Origin of the sequence: Streptomyces europaeiscabiei (assembly GCF_036346855.1) — a bacterium.
Lineage (GTDB): Bacteria > Actinomycetota > Actinomycetes > Streptomycetales > Streptomycetaceae > Streptomyces > Streptomyces europaeiscabiei.
Genome location: NZ_CP107841.1, coordinates 5,578,489 through 5,600,095 on the forward strand (window position 1 = coordinate 5,578,489; position 21,607 = coordinate 5,600,095).

At 71.6% G+C, this 21,607-nt stretch carries 20 protein-coding genes and 1 pseudogene; 5 read left to right on the forward strand and 16 right to left on the reverse strand.

Translation table 11 applies throughout. The features are described 5' to 3' along the window. Window positions 1-30: 30 nt before the first annotated feature. The 6 genes from OG858_RS24395 to OG858_RS24420 all read right to left on the reverse strand — a co-directional run bounded on the left by OG858_RS24395 (window position 31) and on the right by OG858_RS24420 (window position 7,497). The gene (locus tag OG858_RS24395; protein ID WP_328544454.1) at window positions 31-1,281 is read right to left on the reverse strand and encodes a beta-ketoacyl synthase N-terminal-like domain-containing protein; all 1,251 of its coding nucleotides are present in this window, start codon (window positions 1,279-1,281) and stop codon (window positions 31-33) included. Further along, complete coding sequence (locus OG858_RS24400) at window positions 1,278-2,549, reverse strand: beta-ketoacyl-[acyl-carrier-protein] synthase family protein (protein WP_086746132.1); 1,272 nt, start codon at window positions 2,547-2,549, stop codon at window positions 1,278-1,280. The genes OG858_RS24395 and OG858_RS24400 overlap by 4 nt, the downstream gene beginning before the upstream one ends. Continuing rightward, window positions 2,546-3,007 (reverse strand): cupin domain-containing protein, encoded by a 462-nt coding sequence (locus OG858_RS24405; protein ID WP_037690155.1) that lies wholly within the window; start codon window positions 3,005-3,007, stop codon window positions 2,546-2,548. The genes OG858_RS24400 and OG858_RS24405 overlap by 4 nt, the downstream gene beginning before the upstream one ends. 82 nt (window positions 3,008-3,089) lie before the next feature. Then, window positions 3,090-4,244, reverse strand: a complete 1,155-nt coding sequence (locus OG858_RS24410) for a SchA/CurD-like domain-containing protein (RefSeq protein WP_086746131.1) — start codon at window positions 4,242-4,244, stop codon at window positions 3,090-3,092. 226 nt (window positions 4,245-4,470) lie between these two features. Next, a complete protein-coding gene (locus OG858_RS24415; protein WP_086746130.1) occupies window positions 4,471-4,968 on the reverse strand; it encodes a hypothetical protein in 498 nt (165 codons plus the stop codon). Between the two features lie 813 nt (window positions 4,969-5,781). Further along, a complete protein-coding gene (locus tag OG858_RS24420; protein ID WP_328544453.1) occupies window positions 5,782-7,497 on the reverse strand; it encodes an FAD-dependent oxidoreductase in 1,716 nt (571 codons plus the stop codon). A 191-nt stretch (window positions 7,498-7,688) separates the two neighbouring features. Here OG858_RS24420 and OG858_RS24425 point away from each other — a divergent pair, with 191 nt between their 5' ends. After that, window positions 7,689-8,102, forward strand: a complete 414-nt coding sequence (locus OG858_RS24425; RefSeq protein ID WP_319260662.1) for a hypothetical protein — start codon at window positions 7,689-7,691, stop codon at window positions 8,100-8,102. On the opposite strand, the gene OG858_RS24430 is transcribed toward OG858_RS24425, so the two are convergent. Both OG858_RS24430 and OG858_RS24435 read right to left on the reverse strand, forming a co-directional pair. Then, entirely contained in the window at window positions 8,075-9,631 is a 1,557-nt protein-coding gene (locus tag OG858_RS24430; protein ID WP_086748986.1) for a flavin-containing monooxygenase, read from the reverse strand. The two genes, OG858_RS24425 and OG858_RS24430, sit on opposite strands and share 28 nt — an antisense overlap. 1 nt (window position 9,632) lies before the next feature. Beyond that, on the reverse strand, window positions 9,633-10,643 hold the full coding sequence (locus OG858_RS24435; RefSeq protein ID WP_328544452.1) for a patatin-like phospholipase family protein: 1,011 nt from the start codon (window positions 10,641-10,643) through the stop codon (window positions 9,633-9,635). A 160-nt stretch (window positions 10,644-10,803) separates the two neighbouring features. On the opposite strand from OG858_RS24435, the gene OG858_RS24440 reads away from it, so the two are divergent. Further along, window positions 10,804-11,412: a TetR/AcrR family transcriptional regulator gene (locus OG858_RS24440; RefSeq protein ID WP_086748984.1), complete on the forward strand. Its 609-nt coding sequence runs from the start codon at window positions 10,804-10,806 to the stop codon at window positions 11,410-11,412. Window position 11,413: 1 nt separating this feature from the next. Here OG858_RS24440 and OG858_RS24445 read toward each other — a convergent pair. From OG858_RS24445 to OG858_RS24460, 4 genes and pseudogenes are all read right to left on the reverse strand, one after another. Beyond that, window positions 11,414-11,638, reverse strand: a pseudogene (locus OG858_RS24445) (DUF899 family protein); the annotation flags it as partial. Window positions 11,639-11,759: 121 nt separating this feature from the next. Next, complete coding sequence (locus OG858_RS24450) at window positions 11,760-13,031, reverse strand: sugar ABC transporter permease (protein ID WP_373420817.1); 1,272 nt, start codon at window positions 13,029-13,031, stop codon at window positions 11,760-11,762. Further along, entirely contained in the window at window positions 13,022-13,798 is a 777-nt protein-coding gene (locus OG858_RS24455) for an ATP-binding cassette domain-containing protein (protein WP_234440984.1), read from the reverse strand. The genes OG858_RS24450 and OG858_RS24455 overlap by 10 nt, the downstream gene beginning before the upstream one ends. 33 nt (window positions 13,799-13,831) lie before the next feature. Next, window positions 13,832-14,962, reverse strand: coding sequence for a sugar ABC transporter substrate-binding protein (locus OG858_RS24460; protein ID WP_319068749.1), 1,131 nt, complete (start codon window positions 14,960-14,962; stop codon window positions 13,832-13,834). A gap of 223 nt (window positions 14,963-15,185) precedes the next feature. On the opposite strand from OG858_RS24460, the gene OG858_RS24465 reads away from it, so the two are divergent. The 3 genes from OG858_RS24465 (at window position 15,186) to OG858_RS24475 (ending at window position 17,426) form a co-directional block, all read left to right on the forward strand. Then, the gene (locus OG858_RS24465) at window positions 15,186-15,503 is read left to right on the forward strand and encodes a hypothetical protein (RefSeq protein ID WP_328544451.1); all 318 of its coding nucleotides are present in this window, start codon (window positions 15,186-15,188) and stop codon (window positions 15,501-15,503) included. A 411-nt stretch (window positions 15,504-15,914) separates the two neighbouring features. Further along, window positions 15,915-16,244, forward strand: a complete 330-nt coding sequence (locus OG858_RS24470) for a hypothetical protein (protein WP_330346568.1) — start codon at window positions 15,915-15,917, stop codon at window positions 16,242-16,244. Between the two features lie 465 nt (window positions 16,245-16,709). Then, a complete protein-coding gene (locus OG858_RS24475; protein WP_319068750.1) occupies window positions 16,710-17,426 on the forward strand; it encodes a polysaccharide deacetylase family protein in 717 nt (238 codons plus the stop codon). Between the two features lie 3 nt (window positions 17,427-17,429). Here OG858_RS24475 and OG858_RS24480 read toward each other — a convergent pair whose 3' ends face one another. The 4 genes from OG858_RS24480 to OG858_RS24495 all read right to left on the reverse strand — a co-directional run bounded on the left by OG858_RS24480 (window position 17,430) and on the right by OG858_RS24495 (window position 20,507). Further along, a complete protein-coding gene (locus tag OG858_RS24480) occupies window positions 17,430-17,783 on the reverse strand; it encodes a MerR family transcriptional regulator (protein WP_086749612.1) in 354 nt (117 codons plus the stop codon). A gap of 856 nt (window positions 17,784-18,639) precedes the next feature. Continuing rightward, the gene (locus tag OG858_RS24485; protein ID WP_030600152.1) at window positions 18,640-18,843 is read right to left on the reverse strand and encodes a cold-shock protein; all 204 of its coding nucleotides are present in this window, start codon (window positions 18,841-18,843) and stop codon (window positions 18,640-18,642) included. A 256-nt stretch (window positions 18,844-19,099) separates the two neighbouring features. Then, window positions 19,100-19,567 (reverse strand): DUF5990 family protein, encoded by a 468-nt coding sequence (locus OG858_RS24490; protein ID WP_319068753.1) that lies wholly within the window; start codon window positions 19,565-19,567, stop codon window positions 19,100-19,102. 100 nt (window positions 19,568-19,667) lie between these two features. Then, window positions 19,668-20,507, reverse strand: coding sequence for a hypothetical protein (locus OG858_RS24495; protein ID WP_319068755.1), 840 nt, complete (start codon window positions 20,505-20,507; stop codon window positions 19,668-19,670). Window positions 20,508-21,607: the final 1,100 nt, after the last annotated feature.

The following is a 21,607-nucleotide window of genomic DNA, read 5'->3' on the forward strand; positions in this document are numbered from 1 at the left end:
GGTGCGTTGGTGGTGCCTGGTGCGGGATGGTCAGGAGGGATCGCCGGTGCCGAGCCGGAGCACCAGCGCCGAGTTCGACCCCATGAGTCCCCGGCTGAGGACCAGTGCCGTGCGCGGCTCGGCGGCACGGGCGCCGACGGTGACGAGGTCGAGGTCGTGGCAGACGTCGAAGACGTTGGGGGTGGGCGGGATCACGCCGTGCTCCATCGCGAGCACCGCCGCCGCGACGTCCAGTACGGCCGCCGCGCCGTTGCCCCGGCCGATGGCTGTCTTCGGCGCGGTGACGGGGACGCGGGTGCCGTGCGCGCCGAGGGCGTCCGCGATCGCCTGCGCCTCGGCGCGGTCCGCCGCCTGTACGCCGAGGGCGTCGGCGAAGACCACGTCGATCTCCTCGGGGGCGCAGCCGGCCTCGTCCAGGGCGACCCGGATCGCCTCGGCGAGTCCGGCCCGGGACTCCTCCCAGCGGGAGGCGCCGGTGAACGTCGCCCCGTGGCCCGCCAGGAGGGCCCGTACGGGCGCGCCCCGTTCCCGGGCCTCGGCCTCGGCCTCCACGACCAGCATGGCGCCGCCCTCGGCGGGCACGAATCCGCAGGCCGTGGCGGTGAACGGACGGTAGGCGCGGTCCGGGTCGGCGACGGTGCTCAGCTCCTCGTAACCGAGCTGGCAGACCACCGAGTAGGGGGCGAGCGGCGCCTCGGTCGCGCCGGCCACCATCACGTCGGTGCCGCGCCGCACGGCCCGCGCCGCGTGCGCCAGGGCGTCCAGGCCGCCGGCCTCGTCGGAGGCGATGACCCCGCAGGGGCCCTTGAAGCCGCGGCGGATGGAGATCTGGCCGGTGGTCGCGGCGTAGAACCAGGCGATGGACTGGTAGGGCCCCACGAAGCGGCTGCCCTTGGACCACAGTTGCTGCAGCTCCCGCTGCCCGAACTCGCCGCCGCCGGAGCCGGCCGCGGTGACCACGCCCACGGAGAACGGCGCGGCGTCGGTCTCGGGCCGGTCGAGGCGGGCGTCGTCGAGCGCCTGGTCGGCGGCGGCCATCGCGAAGTGCGTGAAGCGGTCGGTCTGGACGAGGTAGCGCTCCTCGACCGCCGACGGCGGGTCGAAGTTCCGGACCTCGCCGGCCACCCGCAGCGGCAGGTGCTCGCAGCCCTCACGGGTGACCCGGTCCAGGACGCTGATGCCCTCCCTGGTGGACTTCCAGAACGTCTCGGTGCTGGTTCCGTTGGGCGCGACCACGCCGATTCCGGTGACGGCCGCGCGCCGAGGACGCCGTTCGCTCATCGTGTCCTCTCCTCCCTCGGCAGGCTCAGGACCACCGCGGACTGGAACCCGCCGAACCCGCTGCCCACGGAGAGCACATTGGTCAGCCGCCGCTCGCGGGCGACGCGCGGGACGTAGTCCAGGTCGCACTCGGGGTCCGGGGTCTCGTAGTTCGCGGTGGGCGGGACGACCTGGTGGGCCAGGGCCAGGGCACAGGCGACGACCTCGATCGCGCCGATCGCGCCCAGGGAGTGGCCCACCATGGACTTGATGGAGCTCATGGGTGTGTCGTAGGCGTGCGCGCCGAGCGTCCGTTTGACGGCGGCGGTCTCGTGCCGGTCGTTCTGCTTGGTGCCCGACCCGTGCGCGTTGACGTAGTCGACGGCCGTGCGGTCGATCCGGGCGTGGTCGAGGGCGTCCTCGATGGCCCGTGCCATCTCCAGGCCCTCGGTGGTCAGACCGGTCATGTGGTAGGCGTTGCCGAAGGTGGCGTAGCCGCCGATCTCGCAGTACACATGGGCGCCGCGGGCCCGGGCGTGTTCCAGCTCCTCCAGGACGAGTACGGCGCCGCCCTCGCCCATGACGAACCCGTTGCGGTTGGCGTCGAAGGGGCGGGAGGCGTGGGCCGGGTCGTCGTTGTCGGGGGAGGTGGCCTTGATCGCGTCGAAGCAGGCCATGGTGATCGGGGAGATCGGCGAGTCCGAGGCGCCGGCTATGCAGATGTCGGCCCGGCCCTCCTCGATCGTGTGGAAGGCGTACCCGACGGCGTCGAGCCCCGAGGTGCAGCCGGTGGAGACGGTCTGCACCGGCCCGCGGGCCTCGAAGCGTTCGGCGACCGTAGAGGCGAGGGTGCTGGGCGCGAACGCCCGGTGCAGATGCGGCCCGGCCTCCCGGTGGTCCACGTCCCAGCGCTGCCCGCGGTGGCTGACCAGGACGTAGTCGTGCTCCAGCCGGGTGGTGCCACCGACCGCCGTGCCCAGGGAGACACCGACCCGCCAGGGGTTCTCCGAGGCGAGGTCGAGGCCGGAGTCCAGGATCGCCTCCTCACCGGCCACCAGGGCGAACTGGATGTACCGGTCGCAGCGGGCGACCTGCTCCGCGTCCAGTCCGTGGGCCGCCGGGTCGAAGTCGCACTCGGCGGCGATCCGCGAACGCAGCCCGGACGGGTCGAAGAAGGTGATGCCGCGTGTCGCCGTACGACCGTCGGCCAGCAGGTTCCAGAACGCCGGGACACCGATGCCGCCCGGAGCGACGATGCCTATGCCGGTGACCGCCACGCGCCTGGTCATGAGCGGACCTGAGGCCGTTCGGCCGCCCGTCCCGCACCCGAGTGGGCCGCCTCCACCGGGATCGGTACGCCGTTCGCGTCCTCGGTGTCGACATGGCCGAGCGGCGGGCTCGGGGCCAGCGGACCGAGGTGGAAGACCATGCGGGCCTCCACCTTGCCGACGTTGCGGAAGCGGTGGCGCATGTGGGCGGGGATCAGCAGCCCCTGCTCGGGCCGCAGCTCGTGCGGCTCGCCGTCCAGGTCGACCTCCAGCTGGCCGCAGACGACGTAGATGAACTCCTCGGAGTACGGGTGGTAGTGCTCGGCGATGCGGTCGCCGGGCGGCACGATGGCGACGCCCATGAAACCGCTGGTGGAGCCGACTGTGGTGGGGGTGAGCATGGCGCGCAGGTCGCCGCCGCGCCGGGTGTTGGGCTCGACCTCGCTGACATCCACGATGCCGGGATGGCGATTGATCACGACGTTCCTCCGAACATGAGCTGCATCGGACAGGTGCTGCACCGGCAGGGCGCGGGGCCGTCACGGCCCGGGTGCCGGAGGGTCAGGCGTCGGGCGCCCGGCGGTCGGTGACGAGTTCCATGCGGGCGACCGTGAGCAGCCGGGCGGGAGCACCGTCCTTCGGTGAACCCTTCGCGCCGAGCGCGCCGCCGTCGAGGAGCGCCGTCAGCTCGGCAGCGCGGGCACGGTCGGTGAGACCGAGCACGGGGCCGGGGTCGTTGTCGATCCCGCCGCGTACGTCGACCAGCCGCACCACGATGTCGTCGCGCTGGAAGATCGTGCTGCGCAGCACCGGCCCCTGCGGGTCGTCCGCCGCCGCCTCGTCCTGCCGGGCGAGCAACTCGGCCAGCCGCAGACCGCAGCCCTCACGGGCCGGGTAGTACAGCGCGTGCCGTACGGCGTCCGGGCTCTCCTGGCCGGCCGTCACATGGTGGACGGCGGGCAGCGCCGCGCGGGTGAAGAAGACCCGGGCGGAGTCGGGGTCGTCGAGGTCCCGGTCCTGCTCCAGATAGGGGTTGAGGGCCTCCTCGACGGCCCGCACCTCGGGCTGCCGGGCGACGTGCCGCAGCGCGGCGAGCAGGTCGCCCCGCACCTCGACGGCGCGGACGACCCGGTTGCCGTGCATGAACAGGGAGGTGCGGCAGAGCCGGGTGGTGTCGTCGACCTTCGGTTCCGGCGCGGCGTAGTCGGCGAGGATCCTGGCGACCTTCTCCTCGCTGCCCGGCTTGACCGTGAAGGTGAGCGCGTGCCGGATGAGGCCGTCACCGATCCGGGGCGAGGTCTGGAGCCGACGCTCGCCCGACTCGGCCTGCACGGCCGGGCCGCCGGTCTCGCGGACGATGTGGAAGCGCAGCGAACGGGTGTCCCGGACGCAGTTGTGCAGCGGCTTCACCATCTGCACGTGTTCCTCGCTGTTCACCCAGGTGAGGAAGGGCGGGGCGCTCTCCCACTCACTGGTGATGAGCCATTGGGAGGGGTTCTCGATGGACTGGCACAGCTGGTCGCTGACATGGCCGGGGACGGACGCGACCTGGTTGCACAGCTGCTCGTACGCCTCCAGGAACTGCTGCTGGGCCCCGTCGTAGACGTCCACCAGCAGGACGACACGGAGCCGGGAGCCGTCGAAGACGGACTGGGAGACCCGCTGCGACACCTGTCGCTTCAGTGTCTCCGTAAGACGTTCGGAGGTGGTGGTCATCCTGCGCACATCTCCTCGGTGGGGGGCGGGACGGACGGACGTCGGCCGGATCGGCGTGACGTCGGCGTGCCTCGATCCTGAGCCCGCCCCTTCCGGCGCGCGACTCGTATGCACTGCGCGGGTGACCGGTGCGCCGCACGGGTGACCGGCCGGGCCGCCACGCGGCGGCGGCGGCCGGTGATGGCGGCCGGCGCGCCGGTCATGGCGGCCGGCGCGCCGGTCACGGTCAGGCCGCGCTTCCGGCCGTCTTCTTGCGGCGCGCCGCGTACAGACCGGTCGCGGCGACGGCCAGGACGGCGAGCCCGCCGGCGGTCACGGACGGCGAGGCGAGACCGCCACCACCGGTGTGCACCCCACCACTGGGCTTCTCGGGCTTGCCGCTCCAGGACTCCCCGCCCTGCTTGCCGCTCCAGGAGTTCTCGTCCTGCTTCGTGGCGCCGGGGCCGGTGTCCTGCTTCGCGGCGCCGGGCGCCGTGCCCTGCTCGCCGCCCTTGGTGGTCTCCGAGTCCTGCTTGCTCCAGCCGTTGTCGGTCGCGGTGGTCGGCGTGCCGCCACCCGTGGGCATGTCCCCGCGCGGCGCCTCGTGGCTGTCCTTGCCGTGTTCCTCGCTGGAGGAGGAGTCCGTGGTGTCCCAGCCTCCGGACGCGTACGCGACGCCGGGCGCGCCGAGCGTGAGGACGGCCGAAGCCGCCGCGGTGACCAGGAGCATGCGAGCAGAGCGCATCTGACGATCCTTCCGTCGGTGGACGGGCAGCCGACGCTTCGTCAGCTGGGGTGACCCGCCCCCGACGTGATCCACCGTCAGCCCGCTGTCTCCCCGTCACCACTCAAGACGATCACTTGGGTGAACCCGCCCGGCCCGGCAGGCGAGTTCACGGCGGAGGCGACGCGGACGCAACGCGGGACGACGCGGAGGTGATGCGGGGCGACGCGGAGGTGATGCGGGACGACGCGGAGGTGATGCGGGGAGACGCGGGGCGACGCGGAGGTGATGCGGGGAGACGCGGGGCGATGCGGGGAGACGCGGGACGACGCGGAGGTGATGCGGGGCGATGCGGGGCGACGCGGGGCGACGCGGGGCGATGCGACCGCATGACGCAGCCGGCCGGCCCCGGAGTCTCCCGGAGCCGGCCGGCTGGGTGCGTCGAGGGTTTGAACTGCTCACCAAGGAGAGCGCACAAGGCCGAATTGGCTCGATCGTGTGCTCGTCCGCCGGCGGGCTTGCGGGGCCCTGGGCCGATCGAGCTGACGTGGCCGTGCGACCTGGGACACCGGATACGGCGTCAGCGTGCGGGGCCCTGCTCCACCAGAGCGTGGTTCAGGGCCTCGCCGTCGCCTCTGGCCGTGCCCTCCTTCTGGCCAGGTCGCGCAGGACCGTGTCCATCGGCGGCCTCCGGTCGCGGGGGCGGCCCGGGCCCGGACCACGCACAGGATGCGTGTCGCCACCCGGGGCCGAGAACGCCGGGGACCGGCTCGCCCAGGACCGTTCGGGGCGCGCGGCCGAACGGACTCACCCCTGCTCAGCCCACAGGAACGGTCAGACCGTCCCCAGCAGCGTGGTCAGGACGTCGCGCAGTGCGGACTCGGTGTCCGGGACCGCCCCCGGCGACCGCCACGCCACGAACCCGTCGGGCCGGACGAGTACGGCACCCGAGGGCGTCGTGCCGTGGGCCGCCGCCCAGTCCCTGTCGCCCTCGGGCGTCAGCTCGGCATCGGGTCCCGTGCCGAAGCGGTACGAGGCAAGGGGTACGGACATCGTCTCGGCGAGGCGGAGGGCGGCCTCGTGCCAGTTGCCGGGTCCGCCGGCGTCCGCGTCCGCGCCGGTGTCGGCGTCGGTGTCGGCGTCGCTGAGCAGGACGAGCGAGCGTTCGTAGAGGTCCAGGGTGGAGATGCTTTCGCCCCGGTGCCGTACCGCCATGTGGGGTGCCCTGCTGCCGGGTTCGCCGGACAGGTCGAGGCGTTCCGGGACGACCGGGGTCTCGGGGTCGGTGCCGAGGACGGCACCCTGCGGATAGCGGTAGCCGAGGGCCACGTTGAGGATGCCGCGCTGCGGGCCGCCGCCACCGCCTACGCCGGGCGCCGGGGCGAAGCCGGGGTGGCTGTGTTCGACCGACCGGGCGGCGGCGCGGGCGCTGGTCGCCTCCGCCACCGGGCGGCGCTCGGCGTCGTACGTCTCCAGCAGGCTTTCGCCCGCCCAGCCGCCGAGCACCGCCGCCAGCTTCCAGGCGAGGTTGTGGGCGTCCTGGATCCCGGTGTTGGAGCCGAAGGCCCCCGTGGGGGACATCTCGTGGGCCGAGTCGCCGGCCAGGAAGACACGTCCCGACCGGTAGCTGAGGGCGACGCGCTGGGCGGCGTGCCAGGGGGCCTTGCCGGTGATCTCGACGTCGAGGTCGGCGACCCCGACCGCGCGGCGGATGTGCTCGACGCACCGCTCCTCGGTGAACTCCTCCAGGGTTTCGCCGTGTTCGGGGTGCCAGGGGGCGTGGAAGACCCAGTTCTCCCGGTTGTCCACGGGCAGCAGCGCCCCGTCGGCGTCCGGGTTCGTCAGGTAGCAGACGATGAAGCGGCGGTCGCCGACGACCTCGGCGAGGCCGCGGGAGCGGAAGGTGACGCTGACGTTGTGGAACAGGTCGCCGGGCCCGCTGTGGCCGATGCCGAGCTGTTCGCGGACGGGGCTGCGGGGGCCGTCGGCGGCGATGAGGTAGTCCGCGCGGATGGTGGTGTGCTCGCCGGTCTCCCGGCTCTTGACGATCGCGGTGACACCGGAGGCATCGCTGTCGAACGACATCATCTCGGTGGAGTACCGCAGATCGCCGCCGTATTGCGCGGCGTGCTCGATCAGCACCGGCTCCAGGTCGTTCTGGCTGCACAGGCACCATGAACTGGGGCTGAACCGGGCCAGGCCGCCGCCCGCGTCGATCTCCTTGAAGAGCCACTCGCCCGCGTCGCCGACCAGGGTGGGCGTCTGCAGGATGCCGTGGTTGCCGGCCAGCGTGGCGGCGGCCCGCCGGATGCCCGGCTCGACGCCGGCCGTCCGGAACAGCTCCATCGTGCGGACGTTGTTGCCCCGGCCGCGCGGGTGGATGGAGGTGCCGGAGTGCCGCTCCACGAGCATGTGCGGCACCCCCAGCCGGCCCAGGAACACCGAGGCCGACAGGCCGACGAGGGAACCCCCGACGACGAGGACCGGGACGCGGTGGGTCGTGGTGCCGGTGGGGTCGGTCCGGTCAGGGTTCTGCTTCATCGGTTTCATCGCTCAACTCCAGCGTGTCGTGTCCGCCGACTCGGCCGGATACGGCCGGGGGCTTCATCCATGCCCCGCGCCACGAGCCAGGGCCCAGGCTTCACCCGCTTAGGGGGCAGCTCCCCTACCGCTCATGTACTCGGGTGGAGCTGAGTACTTGCGCTCTGGTGGGCAAAGGGGCGTACCGAGAGGCTGGGGTCATGAGCCAACGCCTTCGTGCACACGTTCCCCACCTGCTGTCGGCCCTGGTGACGGCCGTGGCCGCCCTGACGATGTGGGCCGCCTGGCTGGGCTGGGACCAGCGGCGTGACCTGCATCCTGACGGTTCGTCGACCGGCCCGTACGAGGCGTGGCAGGTGATCGGCCTGGTGCTGACCCTGCTGATACCGGTGGTCTGGGCGGCGTCCCGGCGCCACATCACGGGCGCCGTCGTCGGCACCACGGCCGGCCTGACCGTCGCCTCCTTCCACGACTGGTCGGACGACGCCAGCGGCCTCTTCGTCATCGGCGTCACGATGGTCATGCTGGGGACCGCCGCCGTGACCACGGGCCTGTCCTTCCTGGTCGCGGCCATCGGGCGGCGGCCTCAGCCGGCGGCACCCGTCACGGCATAGGCCTCGGGGTCGAACCGCGCCAGCCGTCGGCGCATCCGGCCCGTCGACCAGGGCCAGCTGAAGCTGTTGACGCCGTTGTCGTCGAGGTAGTAGCTGGAGCAGCCGCCCGCGTTGTACACGGTGGACGGCAGCGCCTGCTGGACCTCGGCGTGGAAGGCGGCCTGCACCTCGGGACGTACGTCCATGCTGGTCCAGCCCGCCGAGCGGAAGTGGCGCACCGCACCCGCCACGTAGTCCAGTTGTGCTTCGAGGACCGTGTACGCGGAGGAGTGGCCGGTGCCGAGGTGCGGTCCGAGAAGGACGAACGCGTTGGGGAAGCCGCTGACGGTGGTGCCGAGGTAGGCGTCGGGGCTGCCCTTCCAGTGGTCGTCGAGGCCGGCACCGCCTGCGTCGAACACGCGCTGGGCGATGGGCATGTCGAGGATGTGGAAGCCGGTGCCCAGGATGATCGTGTCGACGTCCGCGCGGCTGCCGTCCTCGCCGATGACGCGGCTGCCCTCGACGGCCCTCACCGCCGTGGCGTGCACGGTGACGTTGGGCCGGGTCAGGGCGGGATAGTAGGTGTTGGAGAGCAGGAGCCGTTTGCAGCCCAGGGTGTAGTCGGGGGTCAGCGCCCGCCGCAGGGCCGGGTCCTTGACGGTGGCCCGGAGGTGCAGCGTGCCCACCTTCTGCACCGCCCGCAGGAGGGCCGGGTGGCGGAAGCCGACGCCGAGGGCCTCCAGCGCCGCGTACTCCGCGCCCCGCAGCGCCCGTTGGGCTCCGGGGAGACTCCGCAGCAGCCGGCGTTCGGCGCGCGGTACCGGGTGGTCGGGCTTGGGCAGCACCCACTGGGCGGTGCGCTGGAACAGGTGGAGCCGGCCGACGCGGGGCTGGACGGCGGGCACGAACTGCACGGCCGAGGCGCCGCTGCCGACGACGGCCACACGGGCGCCGGTGAGGTCGTGGTCGTGGCGCCAGCGCGAGGAGTGGAAGACCTCGCCGGGGAAGTCGGCGAGGCCGGGTATGTCGGGGAGCAGGGGTTCGTGCCAGGGCCCGGCCGCCGCTATCAGGAACCGGGCCGTGTAGTGGTCGCGGCTGGTCTCGACGTGCCAGCGGGCGTCGGCGGGGTTCCACTGCGCCCGGGTGACCTCGGTGCCGTAGCGGATGAGTGGGGTGATGCCGTACGCGGCCGCCGTGTCGCGGAGGTAGGAGTGGATCTCGGGCTGGCCGGCGAAGGCCCGCGTCCATTCCGGGTTGGGCGCGAAGGAGTACGAGTACAGGGCGGAGGGCACGTCGCAGGCGCAGCCCGGGTAGGTGTTGTCGCGCCAGGTGCCGCCCAGGTCGTCCGCCTTCTCGACGAGGACCAGGTCACGTACGCCCGCCTCGCGCAGCTTGACGGCCGCTCCGATGCCGGAGAGACCACTGCCGATGATCAGCGCCTCGACGTGGCGGGTCTCGCGGGTGACGGTTCCGGCGGGGCTTTCGGGGCTCTCGGGGTTCTCCGGCGTCTTGGGGCTGTCGGGGCTGTCGGGACTTTCGGGCTGGTGCATCTCAGGCTCCTGTCCGGGCGCCGGCGTCGGCGTCGGCGGTGGCGTCGGCGCGTACGGCCTCGCGGACGAGGGCGCGTGTCGTGCGCAGGGAGGTCTCCAGGACCGTCAGGCGGCGCCGGGGGTCCATGAAGTTGCCGCCCATCACCTCCAGGTCGGCGGCGGTGGGCTCGATCCGGACGACCCGGGTGCCAGCCGCGCGCAGCGCGGCGCACTCCGCGTCCAGCGTGCGGGTCATGACGCGGCGCAGCAGCGCCTCCGCGCGGCCGAGTCCCCGGCGCGGTCCGGGGGAGCGGGAGCTCATCGGCGCGATGACGTACACCTCGTCGAGTCCGCTCGGGATCAGGAGGTCGGCGGACGCGGTGGAGAGGATGCCGCCGTCGGCGTAGCGGCGGCCCCCGATGCGTACGGGCGGGAACCAGCCCGGCACCGCCCAGGACGCCCGCAGCGCGTCCCGCAGGGCGACCGGCCGGGTGTCGGAGTGCCCGAAGACGGTACGGCGGCCCGTGTCGAAGTCGGTGGCCACCAGCCAGGTCGCCGGATGCCGGACCCACTGTCCGGGAGGCGTCAGACAGTCCGCGAGGGTGGTCAGCCGGCGGGCGTCGCCGCGGCCCTGGGGCAGTAGGCCGGACAGCCCGGCCGGCGCGGGAGCGGTGCGGCCCAGCGCGTGGCGTGCCAGCCGGGGCGACCCGAGGAAGGCCGCGGGCCGGGGCGGAAGCGCCCGGGGCGGGGCGGCGAAGTGTCGGCGGAGTTCCGGACGGGCGTCCTGTCGGCCCAGCTGCGCGGCCAGCAGCTCCTCCACGCCGACACCGGCACCGAGCATCGCCGCCACCTCGGCCCCGGCGGAGGTGCCCACCAGGACCTCCGCGTCGCGCGGGTCCCAGCTCGTGGCCCGCTGGAGCGAGTGCAGGGCGCCGGTCGTCCAGGCCGCGCCGAGCGTTCCGCCGCAGCCCAGGACCAGTCCCCGGGAGGGGGTCGTGCGAGAAGGGGTCGTTGGTGTGCTCGTCGCGGTCACTGAGGTCTCCGCCCATTCGGGATACCGACGAGATCCGGATACTAGCGGTATCCGAAAGCGGTGGACAGACCGTGCCGGAGTTAGGATCCGGGGGCTGGGAGAGTACGGAACCGCGGGAGGTTCCCGAGAACGCCGCGCAGGACGGGAGAGGGAGCGAGACATGGCCCGCCTCAGCCGCGTCGAGAGTCAGGAACGCACGCGTGAGCGGCTCGTCGCCACCGCGCGACAGTTGTTCCTCTCCCACGGGTACGCCGCCACCTCGCTCAGCGACGTCGCGGAGACGGCCGGCTACTCCAAGGGCGCCGTCTACTCCAACTTCCGCAGCAAGGACCACCTGTGCCTTGCCGCGCTGGACGACATCCGGGCCGAACAGCTGGCGCTGCTCACGGACGCCGTCATGGGCGAGGCCGCCCTCGACGACCGCCTGGCGGCCTTCGCCGCGTGGGCCGAGGCGCACATCGGCGACGAGGCCTGGACCACGCTGGAGGTCGAGTTCCTCACCAGCGCGCGTCACGACGACGAGCTGCGGCAGGAGATCACCGCGCGCGTCGCCGCGGTCCGCGAGGCCCTGGCCCAGCTGCTCGACGCGCTCGCCCAGGAGCGGGGCGTCCCCCCGGCCATGCCCGCCGACCGGGCCGCGATGGCCCTCCTCAGCCTGGGCATCGGCCTCGGTGTCCAACGTGTCGCCGACCCCTCCGTCCCCACCGCCGTCCTGACCGAGACCCTGCGGCTCGTCCTGCGCATGGGCGCCCCGGAGGGCCGGGAGTGACTCAGTGGTGGTGGCCGCTGCGGCCGAGGGTGTCCACGGGGGTCGCGCCGGGGCGGGTCCACTGCGGTACGGGGCGGCTGGTCGGTCCCCAGGTGGGGTTCCCGTCCGCGTCCGAGCGCCAGGAGCAGCACGGGCCGCGCCCCTCGGGGTTGTCCTCCCACGCCTCGCCACGGCCGTAGGGCGTCATGTCCAGGAGGCCGGGGGACCCGTTGACCCGCTCGTTGCCTGACGCCGGACGATGAGCAGGTGCTGCTCGGCAGGGGGCCCTCGTACGAGCGGGGCCCTCGTTCGAGCGCCTCCGGACTGCACGGACCATGTCGGGCCGACAGATTCACGGACGCGCGCTGTCAGGCCCGCCCCCGGGACTCCGCCGCGCGGCGGGCCAGTGAGTCGAAGACCACCGCGACGAGCAGCACCCCACCGGTGATCATGAACTGGACCGCGGGCTGGACCCCCAGCAGCGCCATGCCGGAGGCGATCGACTGGATGATGAGCACGCCCAGCAGCGCGGACCAGGTCGAGCCGCGGCCGCCGAACAGGCTGGTGCCCCCGATGACGGCGGCGGCGATCGCGTTGATCAGCAGCATCCCGGAGCCCGGTACCTGGGTCGCCGAGGTGAGCCGCGACGCGACGAACAGACCGCCGACCGCGGCGAGGGTCCCCGACACCACGAACACCGCGATCCGTACGCGCGCCACGTCGACGCCGGACCGCCGGGCCGCCTCCACACCGCTGCCCAGCGCGAGGACCTGCCGGCCGTACACCGTGCGGCGCAGGAAGAGGTCCGAGGCGACGATGACGCCGAGGAAGATCAGTAGCGCCAGCGGCAGCCCCTCGAACCGGTCCAGTACGTAGACCGTGGCGAAGGCGACCACCGCGAGCAGGGCCGTACGCACCCAGATGCCGCCCCTCGCCCGGTACGGCATCCCGGCGGCGGCGCGGCGTCCTCGGTCGCGGAGGCACAGAAGGAGGTACGCGGCCGGGCCGAGCGCCGCCAGGCCGTAGGTGACGGCGGGGGAGCCGAAGGAGCGGCTGGTCAGCTCGGCGACCAGCCCGTCGTCGCTGAAGCCGATGGAGCTCTCCGGCCCCAGCAGATAGAGCATCAGGCCGTTCCAGGCCAGCAGACCCGCGAGGGTGACGACGAACGCGGGCACGCCGATCCGGGTGAAGATGAACCCGTGGACGGCTCCGGCCGCCGCGCCGCAGGAAACCGCGACGAGCACGGCGAGCCCCTCCGGCATGCCGTGGTTCACGTTCAGCGCCGCGAACATGGCGCCGGAGAGGCCGGCCAGCGAGCCCACCGACAGGTCGATCTCGCCGATCAGCAGCACGAAGACGACGCCGACGGCGACCATGCCGGTCCCCACGATCTCCACGCTGAGGACGGACAGGTTGCGCGGCGAGAGGAAGTTCTCGTTGAGGCTCTGGAAGACGATCCAGGTCACGGCGAGAGCGAGGAGGGCCGGCGCCGGGCCCAGCTCGGCTTCGTGCACTCTGCGGCGCACGGCATGGGCGTACGCGCGGGCACGCTCGCCGTACCACCGGTCTCCGTCCGCCTGCGGACTCCCCGTCTCCTCGCCCTTGCCCCTTTCTCTCCTCCCCCTCCACCTCACGGCCACGTCTCCTCCGGGTCGGTGGGGCGGTGGTTGGCGGCGTTGTCCACCGCGCCGGTGATGGAGGAGATGATCTGCTCCTGCGAGGTGGTGCTCACGTTGAAGAAGCCGTTGTTGCGGCCGAGGCGCAGGACGGCGATCCGGTCGGCGACGGCCTTGATGTCCCCCATGTTGTGGCTGATGAGGAGGACCCCGGTGCCCCGGTCGCGCAGTTCCTCGATGAGGTCGAGGAGCTGGTTGGTCTGTTCCAGGCCCAGGGAGGCGGTGGGCTCGTCGAGCAGGAGGAGTCTGGGCGCGCTGACGAACGAGCGGGTGATCGCGACGACCTGGCGCTGTCCGCCGGACAGGGTGGCGAGCGGTACGCGGACGTCGGGGATGCGGATGGAGAGGGTGCGCAGCAGCTCACGGGTCCGGCGCTCCATCTCCACCTCGTCGAGGACGCCGAACCGGTGGATCTCCCGGCCGAGGAAGAGGTTGCCGACGACGTCGAGGTTTCCGCACATCGCGAGGTCCTGGTAGACGGCCGCGATCCCGAGGAGCTGGGCGTCCTGGGGCCGCCGGATCTGTACCGCGGCGCCCTCCCACTCGATGACGCCCCTGTCGGCGGGACCGACCCCCGAGATCACCTTGACCAGGGTGGACTTCCCGGCGGCGTTGTCGCCCACCAGGGCGACCACCTCACCGGCCCTGATCTCCAGTTCGACGTCCACCAGCGCCTGGACGGCGGCGAAGCGTTTGGACACACCGCGCAACGCCAGCAGAGGCTGAACCACGGGGACACCTCCCGGATGAGGCTCATGGGGCGATCATGGGGTGAGTCCGGCCTTGTCGCAGGCGGGCCGGAGCTTCGGGGTGCAGATCTGGTCGATGGTGTACATACCGTCCTTGACCAGAGTCTCCTCGATGTTGCCGGCCGTCACCGAGACCGACGGGAGCAGGACCGCCGGGATGTCCTTGTCGGTGGGGCTGTCGACGGTGCCGGTGGCGATGGAGTCGACGCTCTCGTCGCGCCCCAGGGCGACCGCCATCTCGACGGCGGCGTCGGCCGCGGGCTTGAACGGCTTGTAGATGGTCATGTACTGGCTGCCCTGGACGATGCGCTGCACGGCCGCGAGGTCGGCGTCCTGTCCGGTGATCGGGGGCAGCGGCCGCACCGCGCTGGCGTTGAGGGCGGAGACCACGGCGCCGGCGAGGCTGTCGTTGGCGGCCAGGACCCCGTCGATGTTGTCCGCGCCCAGGGCGGAGATGGCGCCGCTCATGTTGACGTAGGCGTTCTCCGGCCGCCATCCGACGGTGTCGTACGACTTGCCGATCCGCACCTTGTCCTCCAGGACGGAGAGCGCGCCGCGCTTGTACCAGCCGGCGTTGGGATCGGTCGTGGCGCCGTTCATCATGACGATCTGGCCGCCGTCCGCCTTGTCGCCCATGGCCTTGAGGAGCGCCTCGCCCTGCAGCCTGCCGACGGTCTCCCCGTCGAAGGTGACGTAACCGGAGATGGGCCCCTGGGCGAGCCGGTCATAGGCGACGACCGGGATACCGGCCCGGTCCGCGGCCTCGACCGACGAGCGCAGCGCCTTGGCGTCGACGGCGGCGACGATCAGCACGTCCACACCCTGGGTGATCATGGCGTCGAGCTGCTGCCGCTGGACCGCGGGCTCGGCCGTGGCGGCGACGTTCGCCGCCGGGCAGTCCGGGCACAGCTCCTTCAGCTTCTTCTCGATCAGGGGCCGGTCGAACTGTCCGAAGCGAGAGGCTCCGCCACCCGGGAGCAGCACGCCGACGGTGAGGCTGTCACCCCCGCCCCCGCCCCCGCCCTCGCTGCCCCCGCTGTCGCCACACGCCCCGGTCAGGACCAGGCCGACGGCGACCACGGCCGCCGCACCCGCCCGGCTGAGGGACCTTCGCTTCACGGCCGAGAGGCCGACACCGAGACCCATTTTCGGTTCCTTAGGGTTCTTTGGGAAAATTGCCCGATCTTACTCAACTTTGGGTGCTTTTCATCCAGCGTAGTCAAGCGGCCGGAGCGGTCCAGTGCGAGTCGGTGGGGCGGGCGGGACCTGGGGGTGCCCGGTGCCCGGGGTCGTGGGGGCGTTGGGGTGACGTGAAGAAGATCATGACGCCGGCCCTGCTGCCCGCAGCCGCTCTCGCTCTTCTTGTGTCGTGGAGACGATGGGAGGCGCCTTTCAGGCTCAGCTTCTCGCCACCGTCCAGGACTTCTCCGGGCCGGCCGTGACACCGCATGGGGAGCGGATCGGCGCCCATCCGGACGGAGCACGGGAAGCGCTGTGGGACACCATGTGCCGGGACGGAGTCGGAGCACTGCTCGCGCGCCTCGGGCCCGGTATCCGGTGGAGGGCGCCCGTGCCGGAGATCGAGGGCATGGGCTCGGGCGAACTGAGGACGGACGGACGGGGCCTCGTGCTGACGCGCTCGTTGTTCCTGCGGCGCGCTGCTCATGTAGGGCCGACTCCCGTGTGACGGGCGGCAGTTGTACCGTCCGAAACGTGGCTTCCTGTGGGTATCGGCCTGATGCCCATGGTGTCGTGGGGCAGGGACCCGGCGGTATCGGCCGTTCGCCAGACCCGGGCCCTCCTCCGTGGCGGCGGAACCTGTGTCCGAGCCGTCAAGCCGGACTCCCAGTCCAGCGGCGATGCCCACGTGGTTTGGGTCTTGACCGTGCCTGCCGTGATGAACAGCTCCGCACCGATCTGGGAGTTGCTCAGCCCTTCCGCCCTTCCGCCACGAGCCGGGCCACTTCTTCCTCACGTGACGTGAGCGGTTCGGTGGCTGGACCAGGTCGTCACCGCACTCGACCTCACGGACCGGCTCACCCACAGGCCGGCGGAACTCTCCGGAGGCCAGCAGCAACGCGTCGCCGCGTTTGCGCCCGTGAGTTGGCGGGGCGCCCGGAGATCCTGTTCGCCGACGAGCCGACGAGCCGACGAGCCGACGAGCCGACGGGCGGACGAGCCGACGGGCGACCTCGACACTCGCGCGGGCGCCGAAGTTCTCTCCCTGCTCGGGCACTTGGGCCACGCCATGGGGCAGACCAACGTCATGGTCACGCACGCCTCGGCCGCCGCGGCCTGTGCGGACCGGGTCGTCTTCCTCGTCGACGGCCACGTCGTCGGTGACCTCCGGCAGCCGGACACGGGCGCACTCCTGGAGCGCATGAAGCGGTTCGACGGTCCGAGGCGCACTCAGCCGCACGGCCGCTGAGGGCGCGCGCGTACTGAATTCGCGCTCGCAGTCCTTGGCCGGCACGTCCTCGGCCTGAGCCACACCGGCAACAGGGGGCCCGTACTCCGAGGTGTCCGCCGGGCCGTGGGGGGACCCGGCCGCCGGGCACTAGGTGGTCGTCGGCGAGCGGTCCGTCGTCCCGGGCCGGGACCGGGCGTCCGGACACGCCGAACTCCAGCGCCCCGAGGGCTGCTTCCCGACCGGCTACGGCGTCCGTGGCGGCGACGTCGCACAGGGCCACGGCAGGCCGGTGCGCGGACCACGAGTGCGCCGCGGGAAACGCCTGCACGGCCCGCGCGGGCTCGTCTCGCACGGCCGGCGCGCCGTACTGCCGAAAGCTGACCCGATTCCGCTCCGCCTGGCGTACATCCCAGCCCACGTCGAGTGCGTCTTACAGACAAGTCCGCTGCTCGCACGGGAAGTTCACCGCCACCGGAGGATCCAATGCAACGACGCCTCGTCATCTCGGCCGTCACCGCCGCGCTTTGCGGCACCACACTGGCCGGCACCGCCACGTCCGCCTCCGCCGCTCCCCAGGCCGTCGACTGCCGCAAGGTGAAGTGTGTCGCCCTCACCTTCGACGACGGGCCGGTCAAGGACACCCAGCGGCTGCTGGGCATACTGAAGGACCGTGACGTCAGAGCGACCTTCTACGCGGTCGGCACGAACGTCCAGAAGAACCCGTCGACGGTGCGCGCCGCGGCGCTCGCCGACCATCAGATAGGCAACCACAGCTGGGACCACGCCGATCTGACCAAGCTCAGCGCCACGAAGATCAAGTCACAGTTCTCCCGCACGGACACGGTGATCAAGCAGGCGACAGGCAAGAAGCCCACCACCGTCCGCGCCCCGTACGGCGCCCACAACGCGGCTGTCCGCTCGGCGGCCGGGCGTCCGCTGGTGCACTGGAGCGTCGACACCCTCGACTGGAAGTACCGAGACTCCGCGCGGCTCGTCAAGTACGTCAACGCGGAGACCAGGCCGGGCGACATCGTCCTCATGCACGACATACACAAGACGACGGTCGACGCGGTGCCTGGCATCATCAAGGCCCTCAAGGCCCGAGGCTTCCACTTCGTGACCGTCGACCAGCTCTTCGCCCCGGCCAAGCTGCCCGCCGGAAAGGTCACCTACCACAACCGCGCCGCCTACCGGCCGTGACCTTCAGCCGGAACCGGCCACGGAGCTGTCGGGCGCCTCGTGCCCGGCACGGCGGCGGTACTCGGCGTTGATGCGCTGAGCTTCCTCGAGCTGGTCCTCAAGGATGACGATGCGGCAGGCGGCATCGATCGGGGTGCCCCTGTCGACGAGCTCGCGGGCGCGCGCGGCGATCCGCAGCTGGTAGCGGGAGTACCGGCGGTGTCCGCCCTCCGAGCGCAGCGGAGTGATCAGACGAGCCTCACCGATGGCTCGGAGGAACGCCGGGGTGGCGCCGAGCATCTCGGCGGCGCGCCCCATCGTGTAGGCGGGGTAGTCGTCGTCGTCCAGACGATTACTGAGGGGGATATCTGCTGTCATGTCACCTCGTTGTACAACGCGTCGAGGGGCCCTGGCGCCGTACGGCACCAAGGCCCCGAAGGAAATTCAACACCATCTGTCGGCTCTTGTGCTCTGCCGACCTTCTGTTTCCGCTACCAGCCCTGCAGAAGGGGGGTGCGGGGATCGCGGCTGCCTGACCGGGGACCACCTTCCAATCCGGGGTCTTGCGGTACCCGGGCCGAGTGCATCTCGGGCCGGGCGATCCTGATGGCGTCTGCTCCTCCGTCCTTGTCATGTACTGCGACCCCGCCAGTTCGTGTCTGCCGGGTCGCCAATCCTTCTCAACGAGTCAAAGGCTAACCGCGTTGGCGCCCAATGTCTACTGTGTCAAAAGCAGATTTCAGTCTTCTGGGGGCATAGATAGCCTGTGACCAGGGGTAACGGGTGAGGTGAGGCCAGTCACGGACGGCGGTCCGGTCGCCGCCGGCCGGGCCGACCGGGCCGGCCGGGCCGACCGGGCCGGCCGGGCGACCGACTCCCGACCGGCCGGGGCGGGCGAGGTCCGGGTGTCGGGCTTCGCCGGGCGCGGGCGTACGGCCGCGCGGTGCGGGCATGCGGTGCGGGCGCGCGGGCATGCGGCGTGGGCATGTGGGTGCGTAGGCGCGCGGCATAGGGAATTTCCGCCGCGAAAATGAACTGTGCGGAGAATCGAGAGAACGGCCCGGAGAATGGCGGCTGCCGACTCGGATTGACATGACTGCCGAAATTGACGGGGGGTGTGTCACCGTCCGGTGGTGTGGTGGGGGCGTCCCAACACGCGTCCTGCAATGCAAAAAACTGGGGCCCGCACCTCAAGGTGCGGGCCCCAGCTGTCAAGTATGCGTTGCGGCGAGCGTCAGGCGGGAACGATGTTCTCGGCCGTCGGGCCCTTCTGGCCCTGCGCGATGTCGAAGGACACCTTCTGGCCTTCCTGCAGCTCGCGGAAGCCCTGGGTGGCGATGTTCGAGTAGTGGGCGAAGACGTCGGGGCCGCCGCCGTCCTGCTCGATGAAGCCGAAGCCCTTTTCCGCGTTGAACCACTTCACGGTGCCAGTAGCCATGTCAATTCTCCTTCGGAGACGAGGTACGGAATTCGCCGTGTGCGGATTCCGCGTCGCCGTGCTGATTAACCCGTCGGAAAATGAACCTTCTGGCAACCACACCTGCAACTGGTAACGACATTAGCACGGCGGGATCGGCCCCGAGTGATCGATAATTCCGCTCCGGTCGACGGTCGAGGAATACTCGTCGCGCACCCCACCTATTTCTCACTTCACGGATACAGATATTGATCCGCGCAGACGCGGTGTTCCTGAGCTACCCGACGCGCTCGGCGGTCCAGGTGATGTGCGGGGGCTCGACGCGGGCACACAGGGGCCCGCCCTGCGCGTCGGTCAGGCCGAGGCGTCCGACCAGCAGCCCGTCGCGTGCGGCGGCGGCGAGTACGTCGGCGGGGACGCGGTCGAGCATGAGCTTGGCGCGGCGGAACATCGTGAAGGTGCCCGACTCGTCGACCGTGCCCCAGGACAGGTAGACGAACCGCCGGCCCAGACGGTCCTGCACGTAGGGGCCCTTGACCTCGATGCCGGTCGGCGAGGTGCTCGTGGTGCACTCCAGGGTCCAGGTCGCGGACGGTGCGTCGCCGGGCTGTGGTTCGAGGAGTTCGGCCGGGCGGTCGCGGCGTTGTACGGCGACGTGGAGGTTGCCGTACCCGGGGACTCGGCCGTCGGCGGAGGCGGGACGGGTGAGGCCGGGCAGGTCGACGGCGTCGATGCGGATGCGCATGACGACCATCATCCCGCCGACGGCGTCCTCGCCACCCCCGCCACCCCCGCCACCCCCGGCCCCCGCATGGCGACCGGGCCGCCGCTCGGGCCGTCCTGGCTCAGTGGTCGTCGCGGATGGTGGTCGCGATGCCGTTGCTGATCACGACCTCGGCGCTGAAGCCCTTCTTGGCGGCCGCCTCCAGCTCGGTCTCGGTGCACTCGGTGCCGCCCTGGCCGCCCTCGTCGGTGTTCGTGTCGCCGCAGATGTCGCCGTAGCCCCAGATCTCGGTGTCCTCGGCGAGGAGGAACTGCTGCTCGACGCCCTTCATGTCGGAGACCGTGTACTTGCCCGGCGCCAGGTAGGAGACGTTGCCGAACCAGGTTCCGTCGACACCCTTGCCCTTGTCGACGCCCTCGATGACGGTCTCGCGGGAGTCGGAGTCGGAACCACTGCCCGAGCCGGAGCCGGAGTCACTGTCGGAGCCGCTGCCGGACCCGGACCCGGAGCCGCTGCCCTGCTGAGTGGCACGCCGCTCGGTCACCAGGGTCGCGACACCGTTCTTCATCTCCACGTCGGCGCTCACGGCGGCCTTCTTGACGGCCGACTCCAGCTGATCCAGCGTGCACGGCGCGTCCACCTTGGACCCCGCCTCGCCGCATATCGTGCCGACGCCGTAGACCTCGGTGTCGTCGGCGACCCAGAACTGCTGGTCGTCCTTGCCCGGCACGGACACGATGTACTTGCCCGGCGCGAGATAGGCGACCTTCCCGTTCTTGAAGGAGCCGCTGACGCCCTTCGTGCTCTTGGAATCCGACGCCTTCTCCGCGACCGCGGCCGCATCCGTACCGCCCTTGCCGGACGAGCTGCCGTCGGCGCCGTTCTGGCACGCCGTCATCAGCAGTCCGGCGGTGATCGCGGCGGTGACGACGACGGCCTTGCGCAGGTGGCGGTTGATCACGGGAGGTTCCTTCCGGGGCGGGGGCAGCAGGGGCCGGCGATGCTCCCGCCGGTTCCCGCTCTGTGCCGACTATGAGGAGCCTCGGCACCCGCAGGTCACGCCCGTCTTCCCTTCAGGACATCGCTGTGGCACCGCCGTGACACGGCAACACATCGGCTGTGGAAGGCGGTTCGTCGACGCGCCGCCTTGCGTCACCTGGGCACGCGCGCCACCGCGCTGCTGGGCGAACCGGACTCGGCACACCGGGATCGCCCGCATCGCGCCCACTACCGTTCCTGTGGACTGAGCGGGGGTGAGTCCGTTCGGCCGCGCGCCCCGAGCGGTCCTGGGCGAGCTGGTCCCCGGCGTTCTCGACCCCGGGTGGTGACACGCATCCTGTGCGTGGTCCGGGCCCGGGAGGCCAGTTCCCTGAGCGACCTGGCCATGTGGTTACGGCCAGAGGGCGACGGGGAGGCCCTGAACCATCCTCTGGTGGAGCAGGGGCCCCGCACGTTGACGCCGTACCCGGTGTCCCAGGTCGTACGATCGCGTTAGCCCGATCAGCCGAGGGCACCGCAAGCCCGCAAACGGACGATCACACGATCGAGCTCATTCGGCCTTGTGCGCACTCCTTGGCGAGCAGTTCCAACCCCTGGCTCACGGACCCGGCCGAGCGCCTGTACCGCCCCCAGGAGGACCACGAGGACGACGCCCGCACCCGGGTGGCACGTCTACGGAGCACGTCTGCGGGGCGCGCCGGCCTCCGGCGGCGACACCCCCGGAGTCGCCCGCGTCGTCGCCGAACTCCCGGACCGCGGGTCCGAGAGAACCGGGCCCAGCTCCTCGTCGTCCTGACCACCCGCCCCGGCATGGACGTCACAACAGGCCCAAGCCGCAACTGCTCTCCGTCGTAGGCCACCAGCGGTTCGCACCCTGACCGGCAGGGTTCCCGACGGACGAAATCTCGAACAGAATCGGACAACAAGGGCTCGGAGAAAGGGATTTCTGGCGGCTTTCTGGAGCCGTTTGTGTGCGTTCCGTTGACACCTTGCACATCCGCTCCTATCGTCTCGCCAGTCTCGCCAACCTTCCGATCATGTGACGAGATTTCGAACGACGGG